The following is a 13,340-nucleotide window of genomic DNA, read 5'->3' as shown; positions in this document are numbered from 1 at the left end:
GGCTGATTGCATAAGTCGTTGTTTAACGGTCAAAAAATTACACTTGTCATGCGCTCAATCGAACTCATAGCGCCACCGTTCGAAAACCCGCAAAAACATCGGTGCGGTGCGGCTCAAAAAAATTGCGGTAACGCGGATGGTGCATGCGGGCGTGGCTGGCAAATGCGCCGCCACGCAGTTCACGGTGGTTGCCAAACCAGGGCTGCGAGTAGGCGTGGTAAGGGCCAGCTGTAAAGCCCGGATAAGGCGCGAAGGCGCTCGATGTCCACTCCCACACGCTGTGGCCCCACTGAAAGCCGGGTTGCGAGGTGGCTGCATATTCCCACTCGCTGGCGCTGGGCAGACGCCGCCCGGCCCACAGGCAATAGGCCTGCGCTTCGAAGGCGTTCAGATGCATGGCCGGTGCCGCGCTGTCGAGTGGCAGCCATTGGTCGAACCAGCGCATCTGCCAGTCGCCGCCAGGGCCGCGGCGCCAACGCTGCGGGTGTGAGCAGGCCGACTGCTTGCGCCATACGCCGGCCTCCAGCGGCCAGTACGCTGCGGTGTCGTAGCCCCCGGCCTCGACGAAGCGGACAAACTCGCCAGCGGACAGGGGCGTGCTGTCGATCTCGTAATCAGCCAATCGCACGCTCATGGCGGGGCGTTCATTGTCGAAGGCAAAGCCTGGCTGCGCGTCGCGCCAGCCAATGCAGGCCTCGGTGCCCGGCACGGCCAGCGGCTCGCCCTCAGGCAAATGGGGCACGGCCACGCCAACAGGCGCGGGGTAACACAGTGCCGAGCGCATCCAGCAAAAGGCTTCACCGTGCATATCTTCATGAAACAGTGCCAGCCGATGGAAGTACAACGGATCCGGCTCGGCATTGCTGGGCTCTGGCGCGCCAAGCGCCAGCGCTGCGATGCAGGCCTCCAACTGACGGACAAGCATCGGCGCCAGTTCAGCGCGCGTTGGCATGGCCTCTGCCCAGCGCCGGGTGTGCGCCAGCCGTGCCGAGTCAAACAAGGCGTCGGGCCCGACAAAGCACGCTGGCTGCGCCGCGTGCAACTGGCCCTGGGCATCGCAATGATGGGGGCCGCGCAATATCCAGAACTCGGCAAACCAGGCGATATGCGCCAGCTCCCACGCCACCGGGTTGATGCCAATCTGCCGCGGCGGGCTCCACTGCGCGGGGCTCAAATCATTCACCAGCAACAGGGTGCGCTGGCGACTCTCACGCAGGGCTGCGGCCAGTTCGACACCAAAGAGTTGGCGCGCTTCAAACATACAAGTTGCTCCTGTAGAGTACGGGGTTGGTCAGTTTCACGGCTCTATTGTGATCATGCCATCTGATTTTTTGAAGCTGGCTATTTCGCAGGTGCAAGAAGACTTTTCTGCCGAATGCGTTTAAGCGTGGGGCGACTGTAAGAAATCACTCAAGCCTGCGACCAATGCCTGTAAAAAGGTGGTTGACATGCCCGCAAAAAGACCCGTATCAACAGGCCAGTGTTGCCTGACCATTTAGCGGCTAATTAATTAATTTTGGTTTGACAGGAGCTTCTCAAGAATGAATCAACCACTGATTGGCGTCATCGGGGGCAGTGGCCTCTATCAGATGGATGCCCTGCAAGATGCGCAGGAACGCGTAATGCACACGCCGTTTGGCGCCCCCTCCGACATGCTGGTCACGGGGCGTGTGCACGATGTGCCGGTGGTTTTTTTGGCCCGGCATGGCCGTGGCCACCGCTTGCTGCCCGGCGAAGTGCCCTACCGCGCCAACATTCACGCCATGAAGCAACTGGGCGTGCGTTACCTGTTGTCGGTATCGGCCGTGGGCTCATTGCGGGAAGACTTCAAGCCGCTCGATATGGTGTTGCCCGACCAGTTCATCGACCTGACCAAACACCGTGAGAGCAGCTTTTTTGGCCGCGGTGCCGTGGCCCATGTGTCAATGGCGCAACCGGTGTGCCCGCTGACGGCAGACGTGCTGGCGCGCGCGGTGCGTAACGTGCTCGCGCGCGATGCCAACGCTGACGGCGTGGCGTTGCACCCGGGCGGCAGCTACGTCTGCATCGAGGGCCCGCAATTTTCCAGCCTGGCCGAGTCCAGCTGGTACCGCAGCATGGGTGCGGGCGTGATCGGCATGACCAACATGCCCGAGGCGAAACTGGCGCGCGAAGCGCAAATCGCTTACACCACACTGGCCATGGTGACCGACTACGATTGCTGGCATCCGCGCGAAGCCCATGTCAACGCCAACATGGCGCTGGCCAACCTGCTCAAAAACGCCGGTCGGGCGCAGCAAATCGTGGCCGAGGCGGTTCGTTTGCTGGGCACAGAGCAACCCGCAAGCGAGGCGCACACGGCGCTAAGCAATGCACTGGTCACCCAGCCCGACGCCATGGCGCCCGAGGTGCGCGAACGTCTGGCCGTATTTTTGAACTGATTCTCAATAGCAACATAGTCTTATGCACGATACCCTCCCCCTGTTGGAAAAAACCCGCTTTCCGAGCATTCACCGCGCCCACCTCGACACCTTGCAAGTCAACCTCGGCTACAAGTGCAACCAGAGCTGCGTGCATTGCCACGTCAACGCCGGCCCGAACCGCACCGAAATGATGGACGAGACCACCATGGCGCTGATCCCGCAGGTGCTGGCCGCGCGCGAGATCGGCACGCTCGACCTGACCGGCGGCGCGCCCGAGTTGCACGAAGGTTTTCGCGATTTGGTGCGCACGGCACGCGCCATGGATGTGCGCGTGATCGACCGCTGCAATCTGACCATTCTGTTCGAACCCGGGCAAGAAGGACTGGCAGAATTTCTGGCTGACCAACGCGTCGAAGTGGTGGCTTCCATGCCCTGCTATTTGGCGACCAATGTGGACAAGCAGCGTGGCGACGGCGTGTTTGACCTGAGCATCGCCGCCTTGCAAAAACTCAATACCCTGGGTTATGGCCAGGAAGGCTCAGGTTTGCTGCTGAACCTGGTCTATAACCCGCAAGGCGCGTCGCTGCCACCCGACCAGATCACGTTGCAAGGTGATTACAAACGCGAGCTACGCAAACATTTCGGCATCGTCTTCAACGAGCTGTATGCGCTGACCAACATGCCGATCCAGCGCTTCGGTTCGACGCTGGTGTCCAAAGGCACGTTTGACGCCTACATGGATTTGCTCAAAGACAGTTTTCAGGCGCACAACCTGCCCGGCGTGATGTGCCGCAGCACGGTCAGTGTGGACTGGCAGGGCTGGCTGTCCGATTGCGACTTCAACCAGCAGCTTGGGCTGCCGCTTGGCACCTCGGGGCTCAAGCGCCACCTGCGCGATCTGCTCAAAACCGGTCTGGACGAGCAGCCTATTCGCGTGGCCGGCCACTGCTTTGGCTGTACCGCGGGCCAGGGCAGCAGTTGCGGCGGTGCGCTGGAGCACTGACTTTATTTTGTACCCCTTCAATCCTGAAAGACCATTCATGAACGCCCACACCAGCACCCATAACCTCGTTCAAAACTACTACGGCCAAGAATTGCAAGGCACCGCCGACCTCAAAACCAGTGCCTGCTGCGATGCCAGCGCCATGCCCGAGTGGCTCAAGCCGCTGCTCGCGCGCGTGCACCCCGAGGTGTTGTCGCGCTACTACGGCTGCGGCCTGGTGTGTCCGCCGCTGCTCGAGGGCTGCCGCGTGCTCGATCTGGGTTGCGGCTCGGGGCGCGACGTTTATGCGCTGGCGCAACTGGTCGGGCCCACAGGTGAAGTGGTCGGCGTGGATATGACCGATGAGCAACTGGCGGTGGCGCGCGCCCACCAGGCCCACCACAGCGAGGTGTTTGGCTACAGCAACACCAGGTTTCTGCACGGCTACATCGAGCGGCTCGATGAGCTGGGGCTGGAGCCCGCCAGCTTCGACGTGATCGTGTCCAACTGCGTGGTCAACCTCTCGCCTGACAAAGATGCGGTGCTGGCCGGGGTGCAGCGCCTGCTCAAATCGGGTGGCGAGTTCTATTTCTCGGATGTGTATGCCGACCGCCGCGTGCCAGCGGCCGTGCGCAACGACCCGGTTTTGTATGGCGAGTGCCTCGGTGGCGCGCTTTACTGGAACGACTTTATCGAGCTGGCCCGGCGCCACGGCTTTGCCGACCCGCGCTTGCTCGAAGACCGCCCACTGGAGGTGACCGACCCCAAGCTCGCCGCGCGCACCGGCCGCCTGCGCTTTTTCTCGGCCACCTACCGGCTGTTCAAACTGGCAGCGCTGGAGACGGCCTGCGAAGACTACGGCCAGGCCGTGATTTACCAAGGCAGCATCACTGATCACCCCAACCGTTTTGTGCTCGACAAGCACCACGACATGCAAACCGGCAAGGTGTTTGCGGTCTGCGGCAACACCTGGCACATGCTGCACGACACGCGTTTTGCGCCGCACTTCAGTTTCATCGGCAATTTCGACACGCATTACGGCATTTTCGACGGCTGCGGCAGCGGTCTGCCATTTGGCGCGAGTTCTGAAAATAGCTCGGGTGTCTGCGGACTGGCGGCTTGCTGCTAAAAAAAAGACACATCATGCGTACCCTTCAAGCCCTCGTTCGCATCGCGGGCGCGTCGGCTTTGCTGCTGTTTGCGCTCACCTCCCATGCGGCCACCGACCGGCTGGTCATCACCGGGTCGAGCACCATCGCGCCGCTGGCGGCCGAGGTCGCCAAACGTTTTGAGCAACAGAACCCCGGCGTGCGCATCGACGTGCAAACTGGCGGCTCGTCGCGCGGCGTTGCCGATGCACGCAGCGGCCTGGCCGACATCGGCATGGCCTCGCGCAGCCTCAGGGACAATGAAAAAGACCTGCTGCCGCACAAAATCGCAATGGATGGTGTGGGCATCATCCTGCACAAAAACAATGTAATCAACGTGCTCTCTGATGCGCAGATCAAGGCGATTTACCAGGGCCAGATCACCAACTGGAAAGACGTTGGCGGCAGTGACCTGGCAATCACCGTGGTGAACAAGGCCGAAGGCCGCTCCACGCTGGAGCTGTTCCTGCACTACACCGGGCTGAAAAACAGCCAGATCAGGCCGCAAGTGGTGATTGGCGACAACCAGCAAGGCATCAAAAGCGTGGCAGCCAACCCCGGCGCCATCGGCTATGTGTCCATCGGCACCGCCGAGTACGAAGAGCAACATGGCACCCCGATCAAGCTGATTGCCTTGCGCGGCGTTGCCGCCACGGTGGCCAACGTGAAAAACGGCAAATTCCCGCTGGCGCGCCCGCTCAATCTGGTGACCCGCGGCGTGCCCACCGGACTGAGCAAACGCTTTATTGACTTCGCCACGTCTGCCGATATCAATGACTTGGTTGAGGGCCAATACTTTGTCCCGCTGGACCACTGATCGCTGGCTGGCCCCTGCTCTGGGTGTTGCCGCTGCAGCGGCCGGCCTGATCCTGCTGCTGGTGCTGGTCTTTTTGCTACGCGAATCGGCACCGCTGCTGAGCAGCCACGCGTTCATGGGTTTTTTCCTTGATGCTGGCTGGTATCCGCTGGAAGGCCAGTTTGGCATGCTGCCCATGGTGGCAGCATCGCTGGCTGCGGCCATGGGCGCGCTGCTGCTGGCGGGGCCGCTTGGCATCATCAGCGCGATTTTTCTGCATTTTTTGGCGCCGCCCGCGCTCGCCCGCCTCTACCGCATGATCGTTGCGCTGCTGGCGGGCATTCCGTCGGTGGTGTTCGGGCTGTGGGGTCTGACGGTGCTGGTGCCGCTGATCGCGCGCTGGCAACCGCCCGGTGCCAGTCTGCTGGCGGCCATTTTGATTCTGACCCTGATGATTCTGCCGACTGTGGCCCTGACCAGTGCGTCGGCACTTGCCGCAGTGCCCAAGAGCCTGCTGCATGGCGCGGCCGCATTGGGGCTAACCCGACCGGGCACGATTTTGCGGGTGATGTTGCCGGCCGCCCGTGGCGGCATCATCAACGGGGCGCTTCTGGCCAGCGCGCGCGCACTCGGCGAAACCATGGCCGTACTGATGGTCGCGGGCAACGTGGTGCAATACCCGGGTGGGCTGTTTGACCCGGTTCGCGTGCTCACGGCCAACATCGCGCTGGAAATGGCTTACGCCACCGGCGCGCACCGGGCCGGGCTGTTTGCTTCCGGGCTGTTACTCACGCTGGTGGTGATGCTGCTGGCATGGCTGGCAATTCGTGCGAACCGTGGCGGCCAGCATGTCTGAGCGCGTCTTCACCGCCACGGTCTGGCTGGGTGCCGGCATCATTGCCGGGCTGTTTCTGTGGCTGCTGACTGACTTGATATGGCAGGGGGCGCCGCACCTGTCCTGGTCGTTTCTGTTGTCTGACACTGCCGACTCGGGCCGCTCCGGCGGCATTGCCGCCATCCTCGTCTCCACCTTGTTGATCCTGACGGTCGCGCTCGTGGCCGCTGTTCCCCTTGGGCTTTTGAGCGCCGTGTGGCTAACCGAATACACCCGGCGCGATAGCACCATGGGCGAGTCTGTGCGCCTGAGTCTGGACGTGCTTGCCGGTGTGCCCTCGATCGTTTTCGGCTTGTTTGGCAACGCGTTTTTCAGCGTTTATCTTGGGCTTGGCTTTTCCATTGTTTCAGGTGGCTTGACGCTGGCCTGCATGATTTTGCCGATCTTCATCCGCACCAGCGAAGCCGGTCTCTCCGCGGTGTCCGATGACTGGCGCCGCAACGCCGCGGCGCTGGGCATGTCGCGGGCCAGTGTGTTGTGGCACGTGCTGCTGCCCACGGCCGCGCCGACCATCGTCGCTGGCCTCATGCTTGGCGTCGGCCGCGCCACGGCCGAAACGGCAGCGCTGATTTTCACCAGCGGCTATGTGGACCGCATGCCGACATCGCTGCTGGACTCGGGGCGGGCGCTGGCCGTCCACATTTATGACCTCAGCATGAATGTGACTGGTGGCGACCAGGCGGCCTATGCCTCGGCACTGGTGCTGATCGTGCTCATCGTCGCCGTCAACACCGGCGCATTGGCGTTGTCTGATCGCTGGCTGGCCAGAAAAGTCACACTATCATGACCTCAAAAATCTCCACCTCCTGTATTCCGTACACGCTCGGCGATGTCAAATCGGGCCCGCCATGCTGCGAGCCGGTGCCGCATGTTCGCATCGCCAATCTCACAGTGGGCTATGGCGGCAACACCGTGCTCGAGGGCGTGTCGCTGGACATTTATAAAGGCTGTATCACGGCCTTGATCGGCCCATCCGGCTGCGGCAAGACCAGTTTTCTGTCGGCCCTGAACCGTCTGACCGACCTGATACCGGGCGCAACCGTCAAGGGCAAAGTGGACATCGCTGGCCTGGACGTGCTGCACCCGCAGACCGACCTGCTGGCTTTGCGCCGACGCGTGGGCATGATTTTTCAGAAACCCAACCCGTTTCCGCTGTCAATCCGGCGCAATCTGGAGCTGCCCTTGCGCGAGCATGGCACTCGCAACCGCGCCCTGCTGGCCAACAAGATCGAAGCCGTGTTGAAAGAAGTCGGGCTGTGGGCCGAAGTCAGCGACCGCCTGGACAGTCCGGCACTGGCGCTCTCGGGTGGACAGCAGCAGCGCCTGTGCATTGCCCGCGCGCTGGTGCTGGAGCCCGAAGTGTTGCTGATGGACGAGCCCTGCAGTGCGCTCGACCCGATCTCCTCAAGGGTGGTCGAAGAACTGATCGGGCGCTTGCGCGGCCGCCTGACGGTCGTCATCGTGACCCACAATCTGGCGCAAGCCCGGCGCATCGCCAACTACGCCGCTTTTTTCTGGATGACCGAGCGCGTCGGCAAGTTGGTTGAATTTGGCCAATGCATCGAGCTGTTCGATGCACCGCGAAGTGTGCTGACGCAGGCCTACGTCACGGGAGCGGCAGGGTAAAGAAGGCGCTGACGCTGTCAGGCTGCGGGCGGCTTTGGGCAAGTTGAGGCACCTGCGCCTGCGCCGCTGTGCAACGCCGAGATCAATGGGCAGGCCACATTGCCAACGGTGCCGCAGCATTGTTCAACCAGGCCGTTCAGGGCGGCTTCCATGCGCGTCAGGTCTGCCAATTTTTGCCGTATACCGATGAGTTTGTGCTGCGCCAGCGTGCGCGCCTCGCTGCATTGCGTGCCGTCTTGCAGCCGCAGCAATTCAGCAATTTCCTCAAGACTGAACCCAAGCTGTTGCGCAGACTTCACGAACTTGATCCGCGCCACATCATGGCCGCCATAGCGACGAATGCTTCCCAACGGCTTGTCGGGCTCCGAAAGCAAGCCCTTGCGCTGGTAGAAGCGGATGGTCTCCACATTGACCCCGGCGGCTTTGGCAAAGGCACCAATGGTGAGACTGTTTTTCTGGCGTTCAAACTTATTTTCCATAAAGTGCTTGACTCCGTACTTGACTACGGACTTATCTTACGCTGACATTCACTTCATATGCGTCAAACGGAGACCCTCTCATGAAAAACCCCGACACACTGCTGCGCGCCGGCATCATCGGCACCGTGCTGATAGCGCTGTGCTGCTTCACGCCCATTCTGGTTGTTCTGCTCGGCGTGCTCGGCTTGTCCGCCCTGACCGGCTATCTGGACTACGTGCTGCTGCCCACGCTCGTGGTGTTCATCGGTCTGACCATTTATGCCGTGCGCCGCAAACAAAAGATGGACGCTTGCTGCACTGCCACTACTTCAGGCCTCAAAAAATGACAGCATCACACAACAACATGACACATGACAACAACATGAAACAGGGCAACACTTGCACAAGCTGTGCCGCGCCTGGTGCCAACAACCCGCACCAGGCACCGGGCGATACTGGCCTGCACATCGCCATCATCGGCAGCGGTGGCGCGGCCATGGCGGCGGCGCTCAAGGCGGTGGAACGCGGTGCGCGCGTGACGCTGATCGAGCGCGGCACCATCGGCGGCACATGCGTCAACGTGGGTTGTGTGCCATCCAAAATTTTCATTCGCGCCGCGCACATTGCGCATCTGCGCCAGAGCAGTCCGTTTGACGGCGGCATCAGCGCACCCACATCGCACATCAACCGGCCTGCCTTGCTGGCCCAGCAGCAAGCGCGTGTCGATGCGCTTCGCCACGCCAAATACGAGGGCATTCTGCAAGGCAATGCGGCCATCACGGTGCTGCACGGCACAGCGCGCTTTCATGACAGCCACAGCCTGTTGGTGCGTTTGAATGATGGGGCTGAGCAAGCCTTGGCGTTTGACCGCTGCCTGATTGCCACCGGGGCCAATGCTGCGGTGCCAGCCACTCCAGGCTTGAATGAGACACCGTTCTGGACATCGACCGAGGCACTGGTGTGCGACGCAATTCCAACTCGGCTGGCGGTCATCGGCTCCTCTGTGGTGGCGCTGGAACTGGCGCAGGCTTTTGCCCGCCTGGGTAGCCAGGTCACCGTGCTGGCGCGCCACACGCTGGCTTACCGTGATGACCCGGCCATCGGCGAGGCCTTGACCGCCGCCTTCAGGGCGGAAGGCATCACGGTGCTGGAGCACACGCAGGCGAGCCAGGTGCGTTATGACAACGACGAATTTGTGCTCACCACGGCCAGCGGCGCGTTGCACGCCGACAAGTTGCTGGTGGCCACCGGGCGCACGCCCAACACCAGCGCTCTGAATCTGTCCGTTGCAGGTATCACCACCACCGCACAGGGGGCGATTCAAATCAACGAGACGATGCAGACCAACATCTCCCACATTTTTGCCGCCGGCGACTGCACCGACCAGCCGCAGTTTGTCTATGTGGCCGCCGCCGCAGGCACACGCGCGGCCATCAACATGACCGGGGGCGAGGCGCGGCTGGACCTGACGGCCATGCCCGCCGTGGTGTTCACTGACCCGCAAGTCGCCACCGCAGGAGAATCGGAGGCCACGGCGCACTTGAAGGGCATCGACACCGACAGTCGGTTGCTCACACTTGACAACGTGCCGCGTGCGCTCGCAAACTTCGACACGCGCGGTTTTATCAAATTGGTCGTCGAGAAAAGCAGTGGGCGGCTCATTGGCGTGCAGGCGGTGGCCCCCGATGCGGGCGAGTTGATCCAGACCGCAGTGCTGGCCATTCGCAACCGCATGACGGTGCAGGAATTGGCCGACCAGCTCTTTCCTTACCTGACGATGGTCGAAGGACTGAAGCTCGCAGCGCAAACCTTCACCAAGGACATCAAGCAGTTGTCCTGTTGTGCCGGTTAACCCGGGGCGCAGAGGCGGCTGCACCCTTCGATCTGGCAATGGCCTACCGCACAGGCCAATTCGTCAACAGGAGATACAACCATGATGAACAGCATGCAAGGCAGTGGAATGATGGGCGGCATGTGGCTGCTATGGCTTCTTTTCTGGGTAGTGGTTATTGCCGGCATCGTGTTGGTCGCTCGGTGGTTGATCGGGCGTCCTGGACAAGGGCAAACCTGCCCGCCTGAAGCGCCGCTTGATGTCTTGAAGAAACGTTACGCGCGTGGCGAGATCGACAGCGCAAGCTTCGAGAAAATGAAACAGGACATCGAGGGCTGATGACCGCAAAAAAATGAAAGCAGTAAAAGCCCTGACCTGCAACGCGCAGATTATTGGTCCAAATTGTGGCTTTGCGGATTCAATCGCCGAAGAAAAGCATCAAACTCTGGCGACTCATCCAGCATTCTGGCGGGCAGGATTCGCAGGGCATCGACGGTTTCGCGGTCGAGACGAAATGTTGTTGGCATGGTGCTGAAGCGCTGGCGCTCTTGTGCATCGGCCAGCTTGTCAAAGCTGAGCACGGAAAAATCGATACTGACGTTGGGGCAGGTCGGGCATCGGCCCAGATTGATGAAGTGAGCCCACATGTCAAAATTTTGCTGGGCCAGCAAGGTCGTCTCGGCATTGAGCAGGTTGTTGGTGGCGTCGGCGAGCGCCTCTGCCGTCTCCACCAAACCCGGCCCCTCCTCCGAGCGCAACCAGTCGCGACCCGACAAGGCCTGGGTGTTGGATGCGATCACCAGCACATGTTCGACCTGTGCCATCGCCTGATGCGAAAAAGCACCTGCCATTTCGATCACACGACCGTGGTGGTTGACCTCGCTCATGATGCTGCCACGCACGCCGAGGTTGTCAACGATGCCGCCGTCAACGAGCTGGACATAGGGAACTTGCTGCGGCGACCCATAACTCGCCAGCGCGGTGGCGGCGTGAAACCTGCGATCTGCCGGGTTGCGCTCAGCCAGCGCCTGCGTGACCCAGTCGGGGTGTCGTTGCGGGCAATCGCCGGGATGATTGCGCAGCACCAGCGGCGTAAACACAAAGGGCACCGCCGCCGAGGCCATCACGGCGCGGGCCACCGGAAATTTCGCCAGATCGGAACACAGGTAATCAAACTGTATCTGCGTGAAGGAAAAAGTGGTTCCCGTGTTCAGGTCAGCCGCGTTGAGGATGATGTAGGGTGCCTGGCCGTCGCTGGCCAGGTCGGCGAAGGTTTTGCCCTTGAACAATTTGCGGTCAAGGTAGTCTGCCACCGCGTCAGTACGGCTGTAATGAGGTGCCGAAATTTTCAGCAATTGCAGCGGCGAAAAGACCTCGGTCATCATCTCGCCCTGAATGTCCCGGTACAGAAATTCCTGCGCAAAGTCCGTGAACACCCGATCGCCAAACAAGCCATAGTAGGCTGCCGTGAAACTGCCACCCGATACCGCCGTGATGACATCGACTTCGTCAAGCAGCCTGCGAGATTCACCATCAACCCATATCTGCGTATTGGCAAGCTTCTCCAGAACCCCTTGCGTGAAGGCCGCAGCGCGCATGCCACCACCGGAAAACGACAAAACCACAAAGAGCTTTGGCGAGTTATGCGGCAGACGGTTGAGAAATGTGTAGGCAGTGGCCGGGTCGGCGTGATCCAGCGGCGCGTTGTAAGGCCGCGTGGCGCAACCCGTGATCGTGACCGCGAGCAGCACCCATGCGGCACACCGAGCCAACTGCCGACCCGACGCGAGGATCAGGGCAACTGGCCATAGCGCCATCAAGCTTGGGGGCCACTGGTCGGGTTGCACGTCAGTAAGGGCCCATACCGACTTGCCCCCCAAAATTGGGGTTTTGGCTTTGCTCGTCGTCGCAGAGGTCCAGCGTGCCAAGTTCACCCCCCATTTTGTGGATCATGTTGAGCTGTTGCTGCACGTTGCGGCAATCGCCACACATGCTCAGGTGCATGCGCAAACGCAACTTGTCAACCATGTCGAGGGGTTCGTCGAGCGACTGGGAAAGCAGTTCGGCGGCTTTTTTACAAGAATGAAGAAGGGTCATTGAATACTCCCGGTAAGGTGTCCCTGGCTTGTCATGCATTGGCGCAGACCCATACGCGCCCGATGCAGGATCATGCGGCAGTTTTCAGCGCTCAGGCCCAAACGCTCACAAATTTCTGATGTCTCGAAACCCAGCCACTCGCGCATCATGAAGACCCGCCCCGTCTGGTTTGGCAGGCGCTTCAGACAGGCATCCATGACAGACATCATTTGGCGCTGGGTCTCCTGCTTTTCGGGCTGCTGCCACGACGGCACAGCCTCCTTGTAGCTGCCCTGCTCGTCGTAAAGACCTTCGGTTGGATCAGTCTCAACGTCACTTTCGTCGTTTTCAATCCAGGCGCGTCGGCGCTGATGGGGAGATCGATACCAATCGGCAATTTTATGCTTGAGGATGGCCACGGCCCAGGTCATGAGCGAGGCCTCGCCGCGATGGGCTTCGGGCTTTTCCAGCACGGCAACCAGCGATTCCTGCACCAGGTCTTCAGCCTGCGCAGGCTCAAACACCATCATGCGGGCATGGCGCAACAGGCGTTGCCGCAGTCTGACCCAAGAGGCACCCGAGGCATCGGGATGCGTGGCCGAGGCTGGCAGCGCAATGGATTCGGTCTGGAGATTCATGGGAAGCACCTTGGAAGCTTTGAAGATTCGACATCGGTAAATGGCAGATTTTTGACAAGTAGTCGTGGCACGCGCCTGCTTCTTACACCTGCTGAATCAGCGCGGGGGAATTGATCAGGCCTGAACGCGTCAGACCTGATCCCGCCGCAAGGAACACCCCGTTTTCAACGGTGATCACCCTGGACGTCGAGCAGGCCCTGCTGGCGTAGCGCGACCACTTCCTGCCGAACCTGGTGCCTGGTCAGGTTGGAGGTGCTTTGCTGGCGGCTCAGACGCTCGGCATGCCGCATTTCAGAATCGGTCAGGTAAATCAAGCCAGCAGCCTTGGCCTCATTCAACTCAGCGATAACTTCGGCACGCGTTTTTCCGGGCCCGGAAGCCGCTTCCTGAATCAAAGAGTCGTGGTGGTCGGCCATGGCGGTAAATGACGTGGCGACCAATGCAGCGGCGATGAGTAGGGTTTTCATGATGTTTCCTTTCGGGTTTGC

16 protein-coding genes are annotated in these 13,340 nt (G+C 61.0%); 10 read left to right on the top strand and 6 right to left on the bottom strand.

Annotated features, from left to right (window positions below):
- Nucleotides 1-64: 64 nt before the first annotated feature.
- Complete coding sequence (gene senA / locus IBX54_RS00350) at nt 65-1,261, bottom strand: selenoneine synthase SenA (RefSeq protein ID WP_296540674.1); 1,197 nt, start codon at nt 1,259-1,261, stop codon at nt 65-67.
- Nucleotides 1,262-1,541: 280 nt separating this feature from the next.
- Here senA and mtnP point away from each other — a divergent pair, with 280 nt between their 5' ends.
- From mtnP to IBX54_RS00315, 7 genes are read left to right on the top strand one after another with little or no spacing between them, the layout of a single operon-like run.
- Nucleotides 1,542-2,420, top strand: coding sequence for an S-methyl-5'-thioadenosine phosphorylase (mtnP, locus tag IBX54_RS00345; protein WP_296540673.1), 879 nt, complete (start codon nt 1,542-1,544; stop codon nt 2,418-2,420).
- Between the two features lie 22 nt (nt 2,421-2,442).
- On the top strand, nt 2,443-3,405 hold the full coding sequence (gene arsS, locus IBX54_RS00340) for an arsenosugar biosynthesis radical SAM (seleno)protein ArsS (protein ID WP_296540672.1): 963 nt from the start codon (nt 2,443-2,445) through the stop codon (nt 3,403-3,405).
- A gap of 37 nt (nt 3,406-3,442) precedes the next feature.
- Nucleotides 3,443-4,513 (top strand): methyltransferase domain-containing protein, encoded by a 1,071-nt coding sequence (locus tag IBX54_RS00335; RefSeq protein WP_296540671.1) that lies wholly within the window; start codon nt 3,443-3,445, stop codon nt 4,511-4,513.
- 14 nt (nt 4,514-4,527) lie between these two features.
- A complete protein-coding gene (locus IBX54_RS00330; RefSeq protein WP_296540670.1) occupies nt 4,528-5,349 on the top strand; it encodes a phosphate ABC transporter substrate-binding protein in 822 nt (273 codons plus the stop codon).
- Nucleotides 5,330-6,184: a phosphate ABC transporter permease subunit PstC gene (gene pstC, locus IBX54_RS00325; RefSeq protein WP_296540669.1), complete on the top strand. Its 855-nt coding sequence runs from the start codon at nt 5,330-5,332 to the stop codon at nt 6,182-6,184. The genes IBX54_RS00330 and pstC overlap by 20 nt, the downstream gene beginning before the upstream one ends.
- Nucleotides 6,177-7,010 (top strand): phosphate ABC transporter permease PstA, encoded by an 834-nt coding sequence (gene pstA, locus IBX54_RS00320; RefSeq protein ID WP_296540668.1) that lies wholly within the window; start codon nt 6,177-6,179, stop codon nt 7,008-7,010. The genes pstC and pstA overlap by 8 nt, the downstream gene beginning before the upstream one ends.
- Nucleotides 7,007-7,849: a phosphate ABC transporter ATP-binding protein gene (locus IBX54_RS00315; RefSeq protein ID WP_296540667.1), complete on the top strand. Its 843-nt coding sequence runs from the start codon at nt 7,007-7,009 to the stop codon at nt 7,847-7,849. Before pstA ends, IBX54_RS00315 begins: the two co-directional genes overlap by 4 nt.
- A gap of 17 nt (nt 7,850-7,866) precedes the next feature.
- On the opposite strand, the gene merR is transcribed toward IBX54_RS00315, so the two are convergent.
- On the bottom strand, nt 7,867-8,328 hold the full coding sequence (gene merR / locus IBX54_RS00310; protein WP_296540666.1) for an Hg(II)-responsive transcriptional regulator: 462 nt from the start codon (nt 8,326-8,328) through the stop codon (nt 7,867-7,869).
- 80 nt (nt 8,329-8,408) lie between these two features.
- Here merR and merF point away from each other — a divergent pair, with 80 nt between their 5' ends.
- The 3 genes from merF (at nt 8,409) to IBX54_RS00295 (ending at nt 10,477) form a co-directional block, all read left to right on the top strand.
- The gene (gene merF / locus IBX54_RS00305; RefSeq protein WP_296540665.1) at nt 8,409-8,654 is read left to right on the top strand and encodes a mercury resistance system transport protein MerF; all 246 of its coding nucleotides are present in this window, start codon (nt 8,409-8,411) and stop codon (nt 8,652-8,654) included.
- Nucleotides 8,651-10,159, top strand: coding sequence for a mercury(II) reductase (gene merA, locus IBX54_RS00300; RefSeq protein ID WP_367141792.1), 1,509 nt, complete (start codon nt 8,651-8,653; stop codon nt 10,157-10,159). The genes merF and merA overlap by 4 nt, the downstream gene beginning before the upstream one ends.
- 81 nt (nt 10,160-10,240) lie before the next feature.
- Nucleotides 10,241-10,477, top strand: a complete 237-nt coding sequence (locus tag IBX54_RS00295; RefSeq protein ID WP_296540664.1) for an SHOCT domain-containing protein — start codon at nt 10,241-10,243, stop codon at nt 10,475-10,477.
- A 50-nt stretch (nt 10,478-10,527) separates the two neighbouring features.
- Here the strand turns inward: IBX54_RS00295 and IBX54_RS00290 are convergent, their stop codons facing one another.
- The 4 genes from IBX54_RS00290 to IBX54_RS00275 all read right to left on the bottom strand — a co-directional run.
- Nucleotides 10,528-11,955, bottom strand: coding sequence for a patatin-like phospholipase family protein (locus IBX54_RS00290; protein WP_296540663.1), 1,428 nt, complete (start codon nt 11,953-11,955; stop codon nt 10,528-10,530).
- Nucleotides 11,956-11,986: 31 nt separating this feature from the next.
- A complete protein-coding gene (locus IBX54_RS00285; RefSeq protein WP_296540662.1) occupies nt 11,987-12,235 on the bottom strand; it encodes a zf-HC2 domain-containing protein in 249 nt (82 codons plus the stop codon).
- Nucleotides 12,232-12,852 carry a sigma-70 family RNA polymerase sigma factor gene (locus IBX54_RS00280; protein ID WP_296540661.1) on the bottom strand — a complete coding sequence of 207 codons (621 nt, stop codon included), beginning with the start codon at nt 12,850-12,852 and terminating at the stop codon, nt 12,232-12,234. The genes IBX54_RS00285 and IBX54_RS00280 overlap by 4 nt, the downstream gene beginning before the upstream one ends.
- A gap of 164 nt (nt 12,853-13,016) precedes the next feature.
- The coding region (locus tag IBX54_RS00275; protein ID WP_296540660.1) for a DUF4148 domain-containing protein at nt 13,017-13,340 on the bottom strand (324 nt) is incomplete at its 5' end.

Origin of the sequence: Rhodoferax sp., from assembly GCF_014859475.1 — a bacterium.
Taxonomy (GTDB): domain Bacteria; phylum Pseudomonadota; class Gammaproteobacteria; order Burkholderiales; family Burkholderiaceae_C; genus Rhodoferax.
The sequence above is the reverse complement of the archived record's forward strand: the minus strand, read 5'-3'. Positions and strand labels throughout refer to the sequence as shown.

Coding starts and splice junctions, on each gene's coding strand:
- senA (WP_296540674.1), bottom strand. CDS start 1,261: ATGTTTGAAGCGCGCCAACTCTTTGGTGTCGAACTGGCCGCAGCCCTG.
- mtnP (WP_296540673.1), top strand. CDS start 1,542: ATGAATCAACCACTGATTGGCGTCATCGGGGGCAGTGGCCTCTATCAG.
- arsS (WP_296540672.1), top strand. CDS start 2,443: ATGCACGATACCCTCCCCCTGTTGGAAAAAACCCGCTTTCCGAGCATT.
- IBX54_RS00335 (WP_296540671.1), top strand. CDS start 3,443: ATGAACGCCCACACCAGCACCCATAACCTCGTTCAAAACTACTACGGC.
- IBX54_RS00330 (WP_296540670.1), top strand. CDS start 4,528: ATGCGTACCCTTCAAGCCCTCGTTCGCATCGCGGGCGCGTCGGCTTTG.
- pstA (WP_296540668.1), top strand. CDS start 6,177: ATGTCTGAGCGCGTCTTCACCGCCACGGTCTGGCTGGGTGCCGGCATC.
- IBX54_RS00315 (WP_296540667.1), top strand. CDS start 7,007: ATGACCTCAAAAATCTCCACCTCCTGTATTCCGTACACGCTCGGCGAT.
- merR (WP_296540666.1), bottom strand. CDS start 8,328: ATGGAAAATAAGTTTGAACGCCAGAAAAACAGTCTCACCATTGGTGCC.
- merF (WP_296540665.1), top strand. CDS start 8,409: ATGAAAAACCCCGACACACTGCTGCGCGCCGGCATCATCGGCACCGTG.
- merA (WP_367141792.1), top strand. CDS start 8,651: ATGACAGCATCACACAACAACATGACACATGACAACAACATGAAACAG.
- IBX54_RS00295 (WP_296540664.1), top strand. CDS start 10,241: ATGATGAACAGCATGCAAGGCAGTGGAATGATGGGCGGCATGTGGCTG.
- IBX54_RS00290 (WP_296540663.1), bottom strand. CDS start 11,955: ATGGCGCTATGGCCAGTTGCCCTGATCCTCGCGTCGGGTCGGCAGTTG.
- IBX54_RS00285 (WP_296540662.1), bottom strand. CDS start 12,235: ATGACCCTTCTTCATTCTTGTAAAAAAGCCGCCGAACTGCTTTCCCAG.
- IBX54_RS00280 (WP_296540661.1), bottom strand. CDS start 12,852: ATGAATCTCCAGACCGAATCCATTGCGCTGCCAGCCTCGGCCACGCAT.